The sequence below is a fragment of the Pseudomonas sp. ES3-33 genome (assembly GCF_000952175.1).
Lineage (GTDB): Bacteria > Pseudomonadota > Gammaproteobacteria > Pseudomonadales > Pseudomonadaceae > Aquipseudomonas > Aquipseudomonas gregormendelii.
Map to the genome: position 1 here is coordinate 19,378 of NZ_JZRI01000073.1, position 15,654 is coordinate 35,031.

The 15,654-nt window shown below is 52.7% G+C and carries 9 protein-coding genes and 5 pseudogenes; 7 read left to right on the plus strand and 7 right to left on the minus strand.

All coding sequences use genetic code 11. From position 1 onward, the window contains the following. Nucleotides 1-60 precede the first annotated feature (60 nt). Nucleotides 61-1,515, plus strand: a complete 1,455-nt coding sequence (locus tag UB23_RS13045) for a TrkH family potassium uptake protein (protein ID WP_045059742.1) — start codon at nucleotides 61-63, stop codon at nucleotides 1,513-1,515. An 85-nt stretch (nucleotides 1,516-1,600) separates the two neighbouring features. Beyond that, nucleotides 1,601-2,773: pseudogene (locus UB23_RS13050) on the plus strand (chloride channel protein); the annotation flags it as partial. On the opposite strand, the gene UB23_RS13055 reads toward UB23_RS13050, so the two are convergent. Then, nucleotides 2,747-4,024 carry a DUF2254 domain-containing protein gene (locus UB23_RS13055; protein WP_045059733.1) on the minus strand — a complete coding sequence of 426 codons (1,278 nt, stop codon included), beginning with the start codon at nucleotides 4,022-4,024 and terminating at the stop codon, nucleotides 2,747-2,749. The pseudogene UB23_RS13050 and the gene UB23_RS13055 sit on opposite strands and share 27 nt — an antisense overlap. 653 nt (nucleotides 4,025-4,677) lie before the next feature. Between UB23_RS13055 and UB23_RS13060 the strand changes: the two genes are divergently transcribed. Further along, nucleotides 4,678-6,552, plus strand: coding sequence for a DUF294 nucleotidyltransferase-like domain-containing protein (locus UB23_RS13060; protein ID WP_045059734.1), 1,875 nt, complete (start codon nucleotides 4,678-4,680; stop codon nucleotides 6,550-6,552). A gap of 2 nt (nucleotides 6,553-6,554) precedes the next feature. Beyond that, nucleotides 6,555-7,274: a 3'-5' exonuclease gene (locus tag UB23_RS13065; protein WP_045059735.1), complete on the plus strand. Its 720-nt coding sequence runs from the start codon at nucleotides 6,555-6,557 to the stop codon at nucleotides 7,272-7,274. Between the two features lie 132 nt (nucleotides 7,275-7,406). Here the strand turns inward: UB23_RS13065 and UB23_RS13070 are convergent. Further along, a pseudogene (locus UB23_RS13070) lies at nucleotides 7,407-8,330 on the minus strand (mechanosensitive ion channel family protein). A 116-nt stretch (nucleotides 8,331-8,446) separates the two neighbouring features. Next, nucleotides 8,447-10,114, minus strand: coding sequence for a BCCT family transporter (locus UB23_RS13075; RefSeq protein WP_045059736.1), 1,668 nt, complete (start codon nucleotides 10,112-10,114; stop codon nucleotides 8,447-8,449). Nucleotides 10,115-10,394: 280 nt separating this feature from the next. On the opposite strand from UB23_RS13075, the pseudogene UB23_RS13080 reads away from it, so the two are divergent. Further along, a pseudogene (locus tag UB23_RS13080) lies at nucleotides 10,395-10,562 on the plus strand (TerC family protein); the annotation flags it as partial. 87 nt (nucleotides 10,563-10,649) lie between these two features. Here UB23_RS13080 and UB23_RS29340 read toward each other — a convergent pair. Beyond that, nucleotides 10,650-10,853 (minus strand): annotated as a pseudogene (locus UB23_RS29340) (IS3 family transposase); the annotation flags it as partial. Between the two features lie 281 nt (nucleotides 10,854-11,134). Between UB23_RS29340 and UB23_RS13085 the strand changes: the two are divergent. Continuing rightward, nucleotides 11,135-11,707 (plus strand): TetR/AcrR family transcriptional regulator, encoded by a 573-nt coding sequence (locus UB23_RS13085; protein ID WP_052672995.1) that lies wholly within the window; start codon nucleotides 11,135-11,137, stop codon nucleotides 11,705-11,707. Continuing rightward, nucleotides 11,704-12,684: a DMT family transporter gene (locus tag UB23_RS13090; protein WP_045059739.1), complete on the plus strand. Its 981-nt coding sequence runs from the start codon at nucleotides 11,704-11,706 to the stop codon at nucleotides 12,682-12,684. Before UB23_RS13085 ends, UB23_RS13090 begins: the two co-directional genes overlap by 4 nt. A 203-nt stretch (nucleotides 12,685-12,887) precedes the next feature. Here UB23_RS13090 and UB23_RS30740 read toward each other — a convergent pair whose 3' ends face one another. From UB23_RS30740 to UB23_RS13100, 3 genes and pseudogenes are all read right to left on the minus strand, one after another. After that, nucleotides 12,888-13,592, minus strand: a complete 705-nt coding sequence (locus tag UB23_RS30740; protein WP_442963627.1) for a methyl-accepting chemotaxis protein — start codon at nucleotides 13,590-13,592, stop codon at nucleotides 12,888-12,890. 153 nt (nucleotides 13,593-13,745) lie between these two features. Next, nucleotides 13,746-14,807, minus strand: a pseudogene (locus UB23_RS30745) (HAMP domain-containing protein); the annotation flags it as partial. 751 nt (nucleotides 14,808-15,558) lie between these two features. Next, nucleotides 15,559-15,654: transposase domain-containing protein (locus tag UB23_RS13100; RefSeq protein WP_045059740.1), on the minus strand; the 96-nt coding region annotated here is incomplete at its 5' end.

The following is a 15,654-nucleotide window of genomic DNA, read 5'->3' on the forward strand; positions in this document are numbered from 1 at the left end:
TACGGGGCTCAAGTGCTGGGCATCCGATACTGCTCGGCGCTAAATCTTCGGGCTACGGTCATGTCCCTCGCTGCAATGCGTCTTATAGGCTTCATCTTAGGCATTTTTCTAGTCACTCTCGCTGTGAGCATGGTTATACCCATGATTACGCTTGTGGCCTATGAACGTAGCGACGACCTGTCTGCCTTTCTCTGGTCGAGCCTTATTACCTTTATCTGCGGGCTACTGTTGATCGTGCGTGGGCGGCCAGACTCTGTACACCTTCGCCCTAGGGATATGTACCTGTTGACGACTGGGAGTTGGGTGGTGGTATGCACCTTCGCAGCGTTGCCGATGGTGTTTATCAGTGGCATCAGCTACACCGACGCTTTCTTTGAAACCATGTCCGGTATTACAACTACTGGTTCTACCGTTTTAAGTGGTTTGGATACCGCGTCACCTGGACTATTGATATGGCGTTCGATGCTGCACTGGCTGGGTGGTATCGGCTTCATCGGCATGGCTGTGGCAATACTTCCATTGCTGCGGGTAGGTGGCATGCGTCTCTTTCAGACTGAGTCCTCAGACTGGTCGGAGAAAGTTACACCGCGCTCCCATGTGGCCGCTAAGTACATCCTCTTTCTCTATCTGGGACTTACTGGCATCGGGGCTCTGGCACTCTGGATAGCGGGAATGACGCCGTTTGAGGCGGTCAATCACGCAATGTCGTTGATCTCTACCGGGGGATTCTCAACGTCGGACGCGTCACTTGGCCACTGGACGCAGCCGGCGATTCACTGGGTGGCGGTGGTCATCATGATTCTGGGGAGCCTGCCCTTTACCTTGTACGTCGCGACATTGCGCGGTAATCGGCGTGCGCTGATCAAGGATCACCAGGTACGCGGATTCGTGGGGTTCTTGATCGTCACATGGCTGGCGGTGGGTACGTGGCTGTGTTTTCACAGCGACTACGGATGGTGGGATGCGTTTCGTATCGTGGCCGTCAATGTGACCTCGGTCGTCACGACCACCGGAGTTGCGGTGGGCGATTACACCTTGTGGGGCAGCTTCGCGGTCTTGCTTTTTTTCTATCTGACCTTTGTCGGTGGGTGCTCAGGCTCGACGGCTGGAGGCCTTAAAATTTTCCGCTTCCAGGTTGCTGGTGCTCTATTAGTGAGTAGCCTTAAGCAGTTGATCCATCCTCGAGCGGTGATTCAGAAAAAGTACAACGGTCACCCCATTGACGAAGAGATCTTGCGTTCGCTTTTGACCTTCTCATTTTTCTTCACCATCACCATTGCAATGATCGCCTTAGGGCTCGCTTTGATCGGACTCGATTGGGTTACTGCATTAAGTGGTGCGGCTACTGCTGTATGCAATGTGGGGCCTGGGCTCGGCCAGGTCATTGGGCCTGCGGGTAATTTCTCATCGTTACCCGACGCAGCAAAATGGTTACTCACCATTGGCATGCTGCTGGGAAGATTGGAAATCCTAACGGTACTGGTACTCATCACACCGGTTTTTTGGAGGTATTAGTCCTCTCAGTGGCGACAGCTTTTCTGAGTAGCAACGTAGGAGTCGCAAGCACACTTAAAGAATGTTTGCTTTCAGTGTAGTGTTTCCTCTTATCTACACTCCGCTGATCGGCATGCTCGTAGTTTGGCTGACAACGCGCTTTTTCGTGGGTGCACAAGGCAGCGGAATTCCGCAGGTTATCGCAGCAACACGGCTTGCCCGCCAAGGTAAGCCCATTAACAAACTGGTTTCACTGCGTATCGCTTTTGCCAAAATAGGCCTTGGAACTCTGGCGCTGACGGGCGGCTTTTCGGCGGGGCGTGAAGGTCCCTCAGTTCAGGTTGCGGCATCCATCATGCACTTCTTTCACCGCTTCCTGCCAAACGCGCGAATCGTGCGCAGCGAGGATCTCCTTCTGGCGGGAGGTGCAGCGGGTATTGCGGCTGCATTTAATACGCCACTGGCCGGGATCGCATTTGCGGTAGAAGAGCTGGGACGCAAGCTTGAAACCCGTACCAGCGGCGTTCTTCTTAGCACGATCATACTCTCTGGGATGGTTGCCATTGCCTTGTAGGGAAACTACAACTATTTCGGTCATTTCAGCATTCAGGGCATCAACCTCGACATAGTCGTCCCGGCATTGGTAATAGGGGTTGGATGTGGGCTATTGGGGGGGTTATTTAGCCGAGTGTTGTTATGGCCACAGCGGTACCCACAGTTCATCATTTGGCAATGGCGACGCCTGCACCCAGTGTGGTTTGCCGGTATCTGTGGATTAGTCGTCGCAGTATTGGGCTGGCTCAGTGGCGGAATGTCATTTGGTAGCGGATACGGCATTACCTCCCAGGTCATCGCATCCGATGTAGTCCTGCCATGGCACGCCCCCATTACGCGATTCTTAGCGACTGTAGTGACCTACTTCTCTGGTATTCCAGGAGGTATTTTCGCCCCTTCGCTCGCTGTAGGGGCAGCAGTCGGCGCCAATACCGCAGAGCTATTCCACTTGGCCGCGCAGCCCACTATTGCACTCTGCATGGTTGGTTTTCTGGCTGCCGTTACTCAGTCGCCAATCACCTCCGCAATCATTGTGATGGAGATGATTGATAGCCACAGTATGGTGATCAGTCTCATGGCGGTAGCTTTGATCGCCAAGGCTGTCAGTTCAAGAATGGGCCCTGAGCTGTATCAGCAATTGGCGCGAGGCTTTCTCGCAGAACCTGCCACCACGCCAAAGAATCCAACTCGATGGGCCTTACCGTGTCATCGTTCTAGCCAATGAGATGAGTTGATCTTTCTCATGCTGCAGCATTAACGTTGTATCTGCACGAGTGATCAGAACAGCCGCGTGCCTGGCGCAGGCACCCTTAAAGATCGCAGGGTTTATCTCAGCGAGACTGATGAGGGCTTTTAACAGGCGAAGGTTAACTTCTAGCAAAGCTGCACCGTCCCTGCTGATCGGGGCAAAAAAATCATCGAACAGATCATCTACCGTCAATCCTCGGAGAAAGATCTGTTTACAGCCTTGGTCTATTTGCGAGCCAGATACATGAGGCTTGCTCCAGCAAGTTAATGTCCTCACTCCCCGGCCAATGACATCGATGGCTGTCCCAGGGTCGTTCACCGCAGGCGATAAGGCGCGAGAAGCGATTTCCGAGAGCACGCAAAGTCCGAAGCGGGGATCATTTTCAAAGGTTCGCCGGACGCCGATGATCAGAGTCGCTAGAACCTTCCGTCTCGCAGTATCGGTATCACCTGCCAGCGTGTTGCCCAAGCTCACAATGTGTAGGAGTGGCATTCCCTCGTGCACAAATGTACCCGGAAGTACCTCCAGATAAATCTGTATTTGATCGTTCTGCGCGATAGCTCCAAGTGCGCTCACATCGATATGTTGCACATACCCCGTTAGCTCACTTTTTACTGTGATTGCGCCAGGAGGTAGGGACAGATCGGTCGGGTAAGCTGAACCGCCTAAGTAGGGCCACTGAACTCGTCGAGTAATTGCGTTTATCGTAGCCTTCTCGACGCGGTCGATGGTTTCTCCCACCCTTCCGAGTTTTGACAGGTGATCGATCCAGCGCAGGAGGGTGTAAACGATCAGGATGACCACAATTATCGTCACTGCGAACAGCAATACTCGACCTTGTGTGCCATAGGCGCCCGTGCTCAATGCGATGATCCCTACCAGGCTAAAGAGGAATGAGCCTATAAACGTAGCAAGGGCATTTTGGGTCGTGGTGTCTTCCATCACCAGGGTGGTGGCACGAGGTGTCACTCCGCTGCTCGCGGCCCCGTAAGCGGTGACCATCGTGCTTAACGAGAAGGTTGTGACGGCCAGCATGCTGGAGGCAATGATCCCCAGAATCTTGTCTACGGCATCTGCGCCGATACGCGCTGGCAATGACTCCGGGATGAAGTCTTTGAATACAACAGCAAGCAGTGCCGTAGCCACCCCTAGAAGGGAGAATAGGGAGGCTCTGAACCACAGCCGTTTGGTGAGTTGATTCGTTACCCAACGCCAACGAGCGATCATGTGCAATCCTTCAAGTGACTACGTCAATTGAGTGCGGGGCGGCGCAGAAGTTTATTCGTAATGTCGATGTTAGTTTGCGCCCTGGCTATAAACTACCTCTTCTGGCCTACCTAAGCCTTCAGGCAGTTGGAGCTACACGACAATGCTACAAGATCCCTCAGACACGGGCAGACATTAGCGAGTTTTTTGAAAGGGCGTCAGGGATTGTTGTTCCTCTACTGGAACGGGTCAAAAAGGCTCGAGAGTTGCATCGGCTGAGCAGTCGAGGAGAATATGACATCGTGACGACAACCAATCTTACTGAACTGGCCAAGCTGCTCGCTGCAGCTTGGCCACTAGCGGCACATCGGTACCATGAGTCAAACTATGACCCATGTCCTACGTATGTGGCTGCCGAAGAGGTGTTTCCCATGCGGCAGATGCTGGCTTACCGGACTGCCGAATACGGTGGCTACAGAGCTTTCACTCAAATCGTCAGTCCACTGTTAAGAGCGGATGGATGCCATATTCTGCGAAGGCCGCTACCGCCCACTCGGCTTGAATTGCATTAATCTAATAATCCGATAGGAAGTATCTGATAGGCTTTTCGGGCGATCAGCAAATTTAAGCGCACGCCTTTTGGCGATTTTTCCCTTCCAGCATACCGAGGTTCCATGCAAGCCGAGATGCAGGAGATCAGCGACCATCTCTATCGTTTTTCCCCGTTTGATCAACTGCCCAAGGAGTCCGTAGATGCTATGGCTCGGAGAGTTGATGTGCGTTACTTCAAAGCCGGCAGCGACATTCTGGAAGCGGGTGCAGTGATCCAGGATTTGCACTATGTGCGCAGCGGCGCAGTGGAGATTTATCGACGCAACGGCGAGCTTTACAACCGGCTTGTCGAAGGCGATATCTTTGGCCAGGCAGGGCTTTTACGCAGCAACAAAGTCCGTTTTCCTGCGAGAGCACTTGAAGACAGCCTGATTTACTACATCCCTGCCGACGTCTTCGCCGATCTATGCGCACAGCATGACGCCTTTGCGGATTTCGTTGAAGCTGAAGGGCACTCGAGGCTCAAGTCTGCAGTCGAGGCGCAAGGTCGGTCGAGCGAATTGATCCAGCTCAAATGCCGAGCCTTGCTGTCACGCTCCCTAGTCTGGGTGACGTCGGGTACCACGGTTGGCGAGGCTGCAAAGCTGATGACCGAACAACGCGTTGCCTGTGTCGTGGTCATGTCGCCAGCGGGACTGCAGGCAGGAGACATCCGGGGGATCGTGACCGACAGGGATCTTCGCACCCGCGTTGTCGCGGTCGGGAGGAGCGCCGGCGAAACGCTTATCAGCGCCATCATGACAACCGATCCAGTGGCCATAAATGCTGACGATTCAGGCTTTGAAGCCATGCTTGTCATGCTACGCCACAATATCCATCACTTGCCGGTTCTCAACCACGGGCGACCGATTGGCGTAATCAACCTCTCAGATATTATTCGGTACGAGTCCCACAGTAGCTTGTACCTGGTAAGCAGAATATCTAACCAGACGTCGGTCGACGGTCTAAAGTCGCTATTACGAGACCTGCGTGGAACGTACATCCGGATGGTGAGAGATGGCGCGACCGCGCACATGATCGGTAGCGCCATCTCAGGTATCGGCAGAGCTTTCACGCAGCGGTTGCTGGAACTTGCAGAAGAAAAATTGGGCCCACCTCCCGTACCTTATTGCTTCATGGTGCTAGGCTCGATGGCGCGCGATGAACAACTGCTGGTAAGCGATCAAGACAACGCCTTGGTGCTGGATGATCGATTCGATCCCGCCTTGCATGATGCATATTTCCGTAGCCTTGCATCGTTCGTAAGTGATGGCCTAGCAGCGTGTGGGTACAGCTACTGTAAGGGCGGAGTCATGGCGACCAACGATCAATGGCGCCAGCCTTTGAGGATTTGGCGAAGCTATTTTGAGCAGTGGATCGAAAAACCGAACCCGACAACCTTGCTTAATAGCTGCATCTTTTTCGATCTGGATGGCGTATTTGGCCAGCTTTCGCTGGTGCAAGAACTCAAAGTTCTATGTGCTCAAAAATCCAGTTTACATCCCGGATTTCTCAATGCCATGGCGAGGATTGCGCTCAACCGGACACCACCCTTGGGATTCTTTCGTACTTTTGTCGTCGAGACAGATGGACAACAGAAAAGAATCATCAATCTCAAGGGACGCGGTACCGCACCGCTCACCGACCTTATTCGCATCCATGCTCTCGCTTGCGGGAGTACAGCGCAGAACTCGTTTGACCGTATCGATGCAATCACTAGCGCTAACATCATGCCACCCGAAGCACTGAAGCACCTGCGCTATGCTCTGGAGTTCCTCTCCCTGGTGCGGATCCGGCATCAGGTGGAGGCGCTGGAGCAGGGAGAAACGCCCAATAACTTGATCGAGCCTGAGCGCTTCTCTAATAGCGAGCGACACAATCTCAAAGAGGCCTTCCAGGTCTTGAGTAACGGTCAGAATTTTTTGCGCTTCCGCTACCCGCCAAAGGGCCGTGTCTAAAAATGAATGAGGTCAAGGCGGAACCAGATTACCCGGTGAACTGGCCAGATCTGTTCCGGGAATTGGCGCAGAATTCGGTTGACTCTTGCTTGAGAAAGTTTTATCAGGCGGGCGTCGTCTCACCGCACACCCTAATAGAAAACGTGCAATTTCTTGCAATGGACGTGGAGACAACCGGGCTCAATGCACAGGCTCACAGTATTGTCAGCATTGGTTTGGTGCCGTTCACCTTAAAGCGCATCTACTGCAGCGAGGCGGCGTATTGGGTGCTAAACCCGTCATCAGAACTGAATGAAAAGTCAGTTACCCTGCACCACATTACCCATGCTGAGATCTTGAATGCTCCCTCGCTCCCGGAAGTGCTGGAGCCGCTTCTGGACGCCATGGCAGGCAAAGTGGTAGTCGTCCATTATCGAAATATCGAGCGTGAGTTCCTTGATGCAGCACTGCATAGGCACCTTGGAGAAGGTCTGAGGTTTCCGGTCGTAGACACGATGCAATTGGAAGCGAGAATGCATCGGCAAAAGCAAGGGTGGATTGCCAGGCTCATGCGCCGCCCGCAGACATCCATACGATTGGCCGACAGCCGCATGCGCTATAACCTTCCAGCTTATCAGGGGCACCATGCGTTAACCGATGCCCTCGCTACTGCTGAGTTGTTACAAGCGCAGATAGCTACCCATTATTCAACAGCCTCACCTATTGGCGCACTATGGGACTGACCGCGCTGCACTCTGAGCGGGGTCGCCCGAGAAGCCGTGGTGGGAGATTCCTCAACGCCTCGACATTTGTCAGGAGATATTCATGGTTCTAGAAGTGCTGAACATGCGTTTATATCGAGTGCTCTGAAGTCCTTACAGCCACTCTTTGCTATGACCCACAGACGCCTCATCACCGGGAATCGATGCAGCGTAAACGGTGCGTGATGGCAGTGCAAAGCTGACCCCTATCTCGTTAAAGGCCTCCATTGTTGATAGGTTAATGTCCTGCTGAACATCCATATAGATGTTGTAACTTGGGTCCAGCACAATGTATACGACCTAAAATTCCAAGGCGCTTTCCTCGAAATTCTGAAAATGGCCTCGGTCAAATCTGACTCTTTTTTGCTGCCTAATAACTGCTCGATTCGTTGTGTTAACTTCTTGGCCTGCTGCACCGAGCAATTATAAGTAAGCGCTATCTCAAAGACAATTATACGTTCCAGAAACCGTTTGTAATTCTGATGGTACTTTCGATCATTTCCGCGTTAGCCATAACGATTTATTCACCGCCCAAGCTACGAATCCGAGTTGTCTTCAATCCAACATGCTCGACAGTGTCAAACAATGACCCCACGACAATGAAATCGCCTACCTCAAATGGTTTATCTACCGCAATGGACAGCGAAGCGGATACATCAGCTAGAATAATCTGCATAGCCAAGGCTGTAGCGATACCGTCTTGAGCGAGCGCCAAAGCACAGGCGCGGTTCACCCACAAGCCTATTTGCAAAGCAGCGACTACGAACCAAAGGATGCGGACTCGTCCTAACCAGCGCTCGGGTAGGTCAAGGACGCCTACACCAACGAGTATCGATGCCAGCAGTAAGAGTGTATTGCTTGTACCTGAAAACACTACGCCCGCGATATTACTAACGGGCGTATTCGGTAGGGCTGATATTTTTCGAAGCTTCCTAAGGAAAAAACCAATCACAGTTCTTGCCAAGCGAAACAAATTATCGCTAACAAAACAGCGAAAGCCCAGTTGGCTAACGAGATTCTCAGAGAATCGTAAGTCATGAAAAACGTACTGTTTCTTGGAGTGTTCTGGCCTATTTTTTAGAGGTTTAACCCGCCAGCTCGTACTTGGCGGGTTATGGAAGGATTACGGGATGCTTGGCACCCTCAATCGTTAACTAGCGGGGCTCAGACATCAGTCCCTTCACAAGAGACACGCAGCCCAGAGCCAGCACAAGAGCGAAAGGCAGACCCGTAGATACCGCCATAGCCTGTAGTGCCACGAGACCTCCGCCCAACAACAGCGCAATTGCAATTACTCCTTCTATGACCGCCCAAAATACACGTTGTGGAACGGGAGCATCGACCTTGCCCCCTGCTGTTATCGTATCGATGACTAAGGAGCCGGAGTCTGAGGAGGTGATGAAAAAGACGATGACCAGAACAATGCCCAAGAACGAAGAAATTTCTTTTAGTGGCAGTTCTCCCAGCATGGCGAACAGTTTCAACTCCAGCACAGCATCCTTGACGCCAACCAAGTTTTGTACAGTAGCTTGGTCGATGGCAGTGCCACCAAACGTCGTCATCCATAATACCGAAACTATAGTAGGAACCAACAAGACCGAGATCAGGAACTCCCTGACCGTTCGGCCACGACTGACTCGCGCAATAAACATCCCTACAAATGGAGACCAACTGATCCACCATGCCCAATAAAACGCAGTCCAGCCCTGAGTGAATTCCGTGTCAGTGCGACCGAAAGGATTGGAAAGCGCCGGTAGGTATTCAGCGTAGGTCACCAAATTTTTAAAGAATCCAGTGAAGATTGCCAAGGTGGGCCCGACAACAATGATGAACACCAGCAGAAGCAACGCCAGGCCCATATTGATCTGTGACAGCATCTTGACGCCTTTGTCCAAGCCAGCAAGAACTGACCAAAGGGCAATTATGGTGATACCAACGATTAGCACTACTTTGCTTAAATTTGTTGATTCAATACCGAAGAGATATTCAATCCCCGCTGCCGCCTGCTCAGCTCCTATCCCTAGCGATGTCGCCAGTCCGAACAATGTGGCGAATACCGCTAAGATATCTATACAGTGCCCTGGCCATCCCCAGACGCGCTCCCCTAGCAATGGATAGAAGATCGATCGTATCGAGAGCGGCAAGCCCTTGTTGTAAGAAAACAATGCCAGGGACAGAGCGACAATCGCGTAGATCGCCCAAGGGTGGAGCCCCCAATGAAAGATAGTAGCGGCCATCGCCAAGTCGGCCGATGCCTTAGCGTCGCCCGCTGCACCTCCTAACGGTGCCCAGTCGGTGCGGGCTCCACTTGCATCGACGGTCACACCTCCCATGGACGCTTGATAATGAGACATGGGTTCGGCTACGCCGTAGAACATTAGGCCAATGCCCATTCCTGCAGCGAAAAGCATTGAGAACCAGCCCACGTAGCTATGGTCTGGTTTGGCATCCCTACCGCCCAAACGAACCTTCCCTAGCGGCGAGAAAATTAGCCCGATGCAAAGCAAGACGAATATGTTCGCAATACTCATGAACAGCCAGGCGAGATTGCCCGTCAGCCAGTTTCGGATGGCACTGAACAGCGGTTCTACTTCATTCTGGAGTGCCAGCGTCATAATGACGAACAACAAGATAGTGGCAGCCGAGATGACAAACACTTTGCCATGGATATCAAGGGAAAATGAAAACTCACCTTTGATATTGTCCTGTCCGATCACGTAGTCGGTATCAATCAGATTGGCGGCCCCGCTAGGAGCAGGAATGCCATCCTCACTGCTTGTATGAGGTTTTTCTGGTAGATCATCCCCAGGTGTTCGGCCCATGAGAGCCTCCTTGATGGTGGCACGTTATGACGTGCAGTGGTCGTAAGCCCCGCTGTTCCTATGTAAAAACGAGATGTTTGCATCCCTATCCTAACAAGCTTTTTAACTATCTGGCGAAAGCTGGTCTCACTTGGGGGGCAATAGGGCGTGTGTCAGCTGTATGCAGGGCGCGAGAACGTGTTGCTTAGAGGGTTGGCGCCAACGTGATGACTGAATGGCTTGATAGGCGTCTCCTCAGCTATTGAGGATGACTTCTTCAAACTCGTTGAGAGGGCGGACGCTCGCACTGGTACTGGTATTTATCGGTGGCAAGAGCTTCCCAGTCGGCATCATCGGCAAGATTCCGGCGGTCATTTCCCTGAGCGTGACCGTGGGGCTGCTGCTGGGTGGGGTGCTGCTGTCACTTTGGAAAACCCGCGACCAAGCCTCTGCTGGCTCGCAGGAGTAAATCCAAAAAGGTGGCGGCCGCCAGTGGGCTGCCTCCTGGCGAATGGGCGACAGGGCTTGTAATGACCAATTAATCCCGGACATGACGTTATGTTTTTCTTCGGTCTGACTGAGCAAGCGCAAGCCCACCGTTAAATTGATGGGGTCGAATCCAGTTGTACTAATGCATTAAGAAATGACTGATATCACGCCGGACTTATTGGGCGGTTCCTTAACCCACGGCAGGTACCCATTCCGTTTTCAAGTTGCGGAACACGCGTTCCATCGGCGCGTAGTCCCGGTAATTGCCCTGACACACTAATCGCACACTTGAAGAATGGTCGCACACGACTGCCGACGCGGCTGCCGAATGACAATGCCGAGCTGCTGCCGCATAGGGGGCGTCCGTCGATCCACGCGGGTGCGGGTGTGGGTGCGCTTAGCTAGCGTAACGAAACTTCTGATTGGCCTTTCTGCTGCGCCGGCGTGCTGCGGTCAGTGTCGTAAAGGCCACGATTTGGGTCGTATTGGCATACGCCTCAATCTTACCGGTCAGTATAGTCATCATCCGTCACGATGACTAAGTGCCTTAAATTGGACAATACCCGTGAGCGCTTGATTGATTCGGCGCTAAAGTTGTTTCTGTCACAAGGTATATACATTACTGGTGTGATGGCCATCGCCGCGATGGCGGGTGTTACCAAGATGACGCTCTACAGCCATTTCCCCTCCAAGGATGCGCTGATAGTGGCTTGCCTTGAGGAGCGTGACCGACGTTGGCGTGAAGAGGTAGCGTGCACCTTGGCAGGGCATCCTGACCCGGTCAGTGGCATGCTCGCTTTTTTCGATTTGTATCAACGCTTTCTTTTGCGAGATAGCGAACGCGGGTGCCTGTTCGTCAACAGTGCGGCTGAATTCCCCAAGTTTAGCCACCCTGTGCATTTGGCAGTGAGCAGGCATAAGCAAGGTATACGCGAAAATCTCGCTGCATTGGCCAAGAGCGCCGGTGTTAGCGATCCTGGCTTAGTTGCTGAGGGGCTTTTTATCTTGCTGGAGGGCAGTTTTGTCAGCGGCGCCATGGGCCAGGAAGTTCGGGTATTCGACACTGCCCGGCAAATTGCTGATTGCTGGATCCGGAACCTGGCCAAGCAGGAGCATAACGTATGACCCTAGGCTTATTGGCCGCCATTGCCGCCACTTTTTCCTGGTCGCTGCTCTATATCTTTCCAGGGCTAGTCGGCGATTACAGCCTTTTTGATCTGGCTGTGGTGAGCTATGCCTTTGCTGGTTTAGGTAGCCTGCTAGTGCTATTTGTTTACCGTAACAAAGTGCGGCATTTGCGACTGAGCGACTGGGCCTGCGCCGCACTGCTGGGCTTCTTGGGGTACATCGGATATTTCTTTCTGATTACCACTGCGGTCTTGGCAGCTGGGCCGGTGATCCCTCCGGTGATGATGGGGTCAGTACCGATCGTGCTCGCAATTGCCGGCAACATGCGAAGCTCCAGCGTGCCCTGGCGCGCCATTTCCGGGCCGCTGGTGGTGGCGGCACTGGGCATAAGTTTGGTCAACTTAAGCGTGTTTGATGCTCGCAGCGCGACGGCGGTGCCCCCGACAACTTCGATACTTTTTGGGCTGCTCGCATCGTTGCTGGCAATCGGATTTTGGACTGGTTTTGGCCTATTAAATGAAAGTGCTTTGGCTCGACGCCCAACCATGTCCCCCATGTTGTGGTCAGCCATGCTGATCTTCATGTGCAGCGTCGAAATGCTGGCCTTCATCCCAGTTGGGCTGTACTTGAAACTGTCCCACTTCGCCGGCCATCCGGGCGGGTTAGCAGGTACTCAGGCGCTAATGGTATGTGGGGTAATTCAGGGGTTAGGGGCCACCCTTGCAGGTGCCTGGGCATGGTCAATCGCAACTCGGCGGCTACCTCTGGCTCTAAGCGGGCAATTGATCGCCAGCGGAACCATTTATGCAACTACGATGGGCCTGCTCATCAACCAACGCTGGCCCTCTCCTACGGAAGCGCTTGGGACAGGGGTGCTATTCGTAGGGGTGGTGTGGTCTATTCACGCCTTTTATCGCAGGCAAACACTTCTCGCGACGCGTGGTAGGATCATTGACGTTAGCCAAAACGAGTGAGATTGTGCCGGTATATGGCATTTCAGGTGCCCATTTTGGATTGATTCGGCATCATTGCCCTAAGCGTTGGGATCGGGACGGTGTGTTGGGCGGACGGTTACAATGGATCGTCCTTCCCTTCGATATCAAGCTTCGAGAGGGCGAGGTATGCGAAGCCGTTCAAGAGTTTGCAAGGTTTCTAGAAAACCTGGGCCGATTCAGGATTAGAGTTTGAACTGATGCACAATTTTCAATAAACGCTCGGCGTCTCCGCCGCTTTCGCGTCCGCGCTTAAGAGTGCTTTCCGCTAGCGCTGCAGTGGTGTTCGCGACGACCGACACACTGCTGATTCGTCGATTAATTTCATCGGTAACCATGGCCTGCTCATTTGCAGCTTGAGCTATCTGTAGGCTCATGTCTGATACAGAAGACACCAGTCCGCTGATTCGTTGTAGCGCCTCGCCAGCGCTAATCGCCTGCTGCACGCCGCGCTCCGCGAAGATACGGCTATCGTCCATTACTTCTACGGCTTGTTTTGAAGCTTTTTGCAGGCGGTCGATCATGCCGTTTATCTCTTGAGTAGACTTTTGCGTTCGGCTAGCGAGCGTACGCACTTCGTCAGCCACTACGGCAAAACCACGACCTTGCTCGCCTGCACGAGCGGCTTCAATGGCTGCGTTAAGAGCCAGTAAATTGGTTTGTTCGGCAATAGTACGAATCACCTCCAGTACCCCACCTATCTCGCGTGAATGGCTTTCTAGATCGAAAATCACAATCGCAGCACGACCCACTTCATCTGCAAGGGCGCGAATATGGATGATAGTTTCATTGACGACGGTGATCGCCGCTTGTGCCTGCTTATCGGCATCTTGAGTTTGAGCCGCGCTGGCTTGGGCGTTTGTAGCCACGCCCTGCACGTTGGTGGCCATCTGATTAGCCGCCGCCGCAACTTGTTCCACCTCGACTTGCAGATCCGTAGCACTGCGCTGAGACGCGCCAGCATCGCGGAGCAATTGTTCGGCGGAGCGCTCCAGGCCCGTTGAAACATCTGCAACTGTGGTTATTTTGAGGCGTAGGTTTCCAAGGAACGCATTGAACAGCTCGATAACCTGTCCAATTTCGTCATTTCGATTCGATTTGATAGTGCGGCTCAGGTCGCCACTACCGTCATTCAACGCGCTCAGAGCCTTACTCAAAGACTGCATGGGCGGTAGCACCCGATTGGCAATTAACCACAATGCCCCAAGCATAATGACCAAGACCGTGCTCCACGCGATGAGGTTAGTGGTTCGAATCATTGTGCGCTCAGCCTTACTGTCAGTTAGCTGCTGACGATATAGCTTATCCAGCGGCTCACTAAAAGCAGCAAAGTCGGAAATAACTTTTGCTGAACGCAGGTCAAAGTCTTCCATGACTTTATCTCCATCAACTTTATTACGGGCATAGGCCTGCACCATGAGCATACCGGTACTGTTAAGCTGCTCAAGTGGGGTGCGCAAAGCCTGAATACGGCTGGAAAGGCTCGGAACCATGGGCGTAAGTTCATCAAGTAACTGAAGCGATGCGGTGTAATATTTCTGCGCATCGTCTAAGGGTTCAGCGTCTTGGGTTAGGCTGGCATCAGTATAAAACTGTTGGATTTGTGCGCTGTCGTAACGCAGTTCTTGGGTTGACTCAAGAGCGGTTCCTAACTGCTTGCTATTGAGCTCCATGTCATCGAGGTCATTGATTTGGGTGTGCATTAGTAAGGTCAAACCCACTGCGGTTGCGACCAAGCCTGCTGCACAGAAAACCATCAAACGAGAAATACTTGGCGTCACAGAGTTCTCCAGTATTGCAAAGGAAATAAAAGCGTGGCTCGCGCGCTTGCGTCTGAGGCGCACGCGCAAGAAGTTTCCTACATTGTAATCGGCATATGACGTGGCCAAGACGTCGCACTGGAGATGGCGCGCGTCTACCTGTTCCTGAACGCAAATTAAGAGCATCAACACCAATGGCTTGGTGTTGGTGAATTTACTAATATCAGATACCAACTGACAAGTTGAGGTGGACCTCTCTAAACCTAAAATTGCCGAGCTTCTTAACTTGGCGATTTTTAATGGAAATAGTTGAGCCTGCTTTTTACAATTTAGGCCGTTTGCCATCCCTGAGTTTTAGCGCTGACACCTCGCAGCGATTTTCTCTACAGCTGCGTCACCCGTCAGCATAGACGTTCAACTAACGCGAGGAGCGGCAGTGATGCCCCCCATTTCAGTGCAATTACCCAAAAACCTAGGTGGGCAGTTGGCACTCCATCGGGTCGAGTCTAGGATTGCAATCCAGGGGCCATCTGCAAAGCTCGCATGCAATGACGACTGCATCTGATCGAGATTGGCGCACAAAGCCTTGGCGTCGAACTCAGCATGCCTAATGTCAAAAAATACCAGATTGGCGTCCTGGCCACGGCGTTGCACAATTTTTATTTCTTGGCGGAGCAGTGAGCATTCACCCGCAAAATGCAGCACTAGATGCCATTGGCCATTATTGTACAAAACTTCAAATGTTGTATAGGTGTTGTACAAGGTATTCCGAAATATCTGGACTTAAAATGGGCGTCACTGTTTTATTCTGAGTAAACGGTGATGCCCGGCCCTTGGATAGCTCAGCCGTGATCTCGATTGCTCTCATCGCTGGTAAATCCAGCGCGGCAGAGGCGGCAGTTAGCTGCCGGCCCAGCACAAATCCGTACCTGACAAAGCTCCTGCCTGGGGTAAAGGGCAACTGTGGCAGAGGAGGCCGGTGCGGTTGCTGAGTCGGGTATGCGGTTATGCCGATGTGCTTCTGTACCGTAATCGCTAATGAAATTCGTGTCATGTGGCTTTATGGTAAGCGTCCGCCGAAGTCACCTTGCGTGACTCAGGCGGGCATCCACCGATGCGGCAGCAGTTGATCAATCTCACTGGCACGCTGCGTCGGCAGCCGCGTCAGTACATCTTTGAGATAGGCATACGG

What these genes read in the sequence shown, in the direction of transcription:
- UB23_RS13090 (WP_045059739.1), top strand. Translation starts at nt 11,704, where the DNA reads ATGACCCTAGGCTTATTGGCCGCCATTGCCGCCACTTTTTCCTGGTCG.
- UB23_RS13075 (WP_045059736.1), bottom strand. Translation starts at nt 10,114, where the DNA reads ATGGGCCGAACACCTGGGGATGATCTACCAGAAAAACCTCATACAAGC.
- UB23_RS13045 (WP_045059742.1), top strand. Translation starts at nt 61, where the DNA reads ATGTCCCTCGCTGCAATGCGTCTTATAGGCTTCATCTTAGGCATTTTT.
- UB23_RS13065 (WP_045059735.1), top strand. Translation starts at nt 6,555, where the DNA reads ATGAATGAGGTCAAGGCGGAACCAGATTACCCGGTGAACTGGCCAGAT.
- UB23_RS13055 (WP_045059733.1), bottom strand. Translation starts at nt 4,024, where the DNA reads ATGATCGCTCGTTGGCGTTGGGTAACGAATCAACTCACCAAACGGCTG.
- UB23_RS13060 (WP_045059734.1), top strand. Translation starts at nt 4,678, where the DNA reads ATGCAAGCCGAGATGCAGGAGATCAGCGACCATCTCTATCGTTTTTCC.
- UB23_RS30740 (WP_442963627.1), bottom strand. Translation starts at nt 13,592, where the DNA reads ATGGCCACCAACGTGCAGGGCGTGGCTACAAACGCCCAAGCCAGCGCG.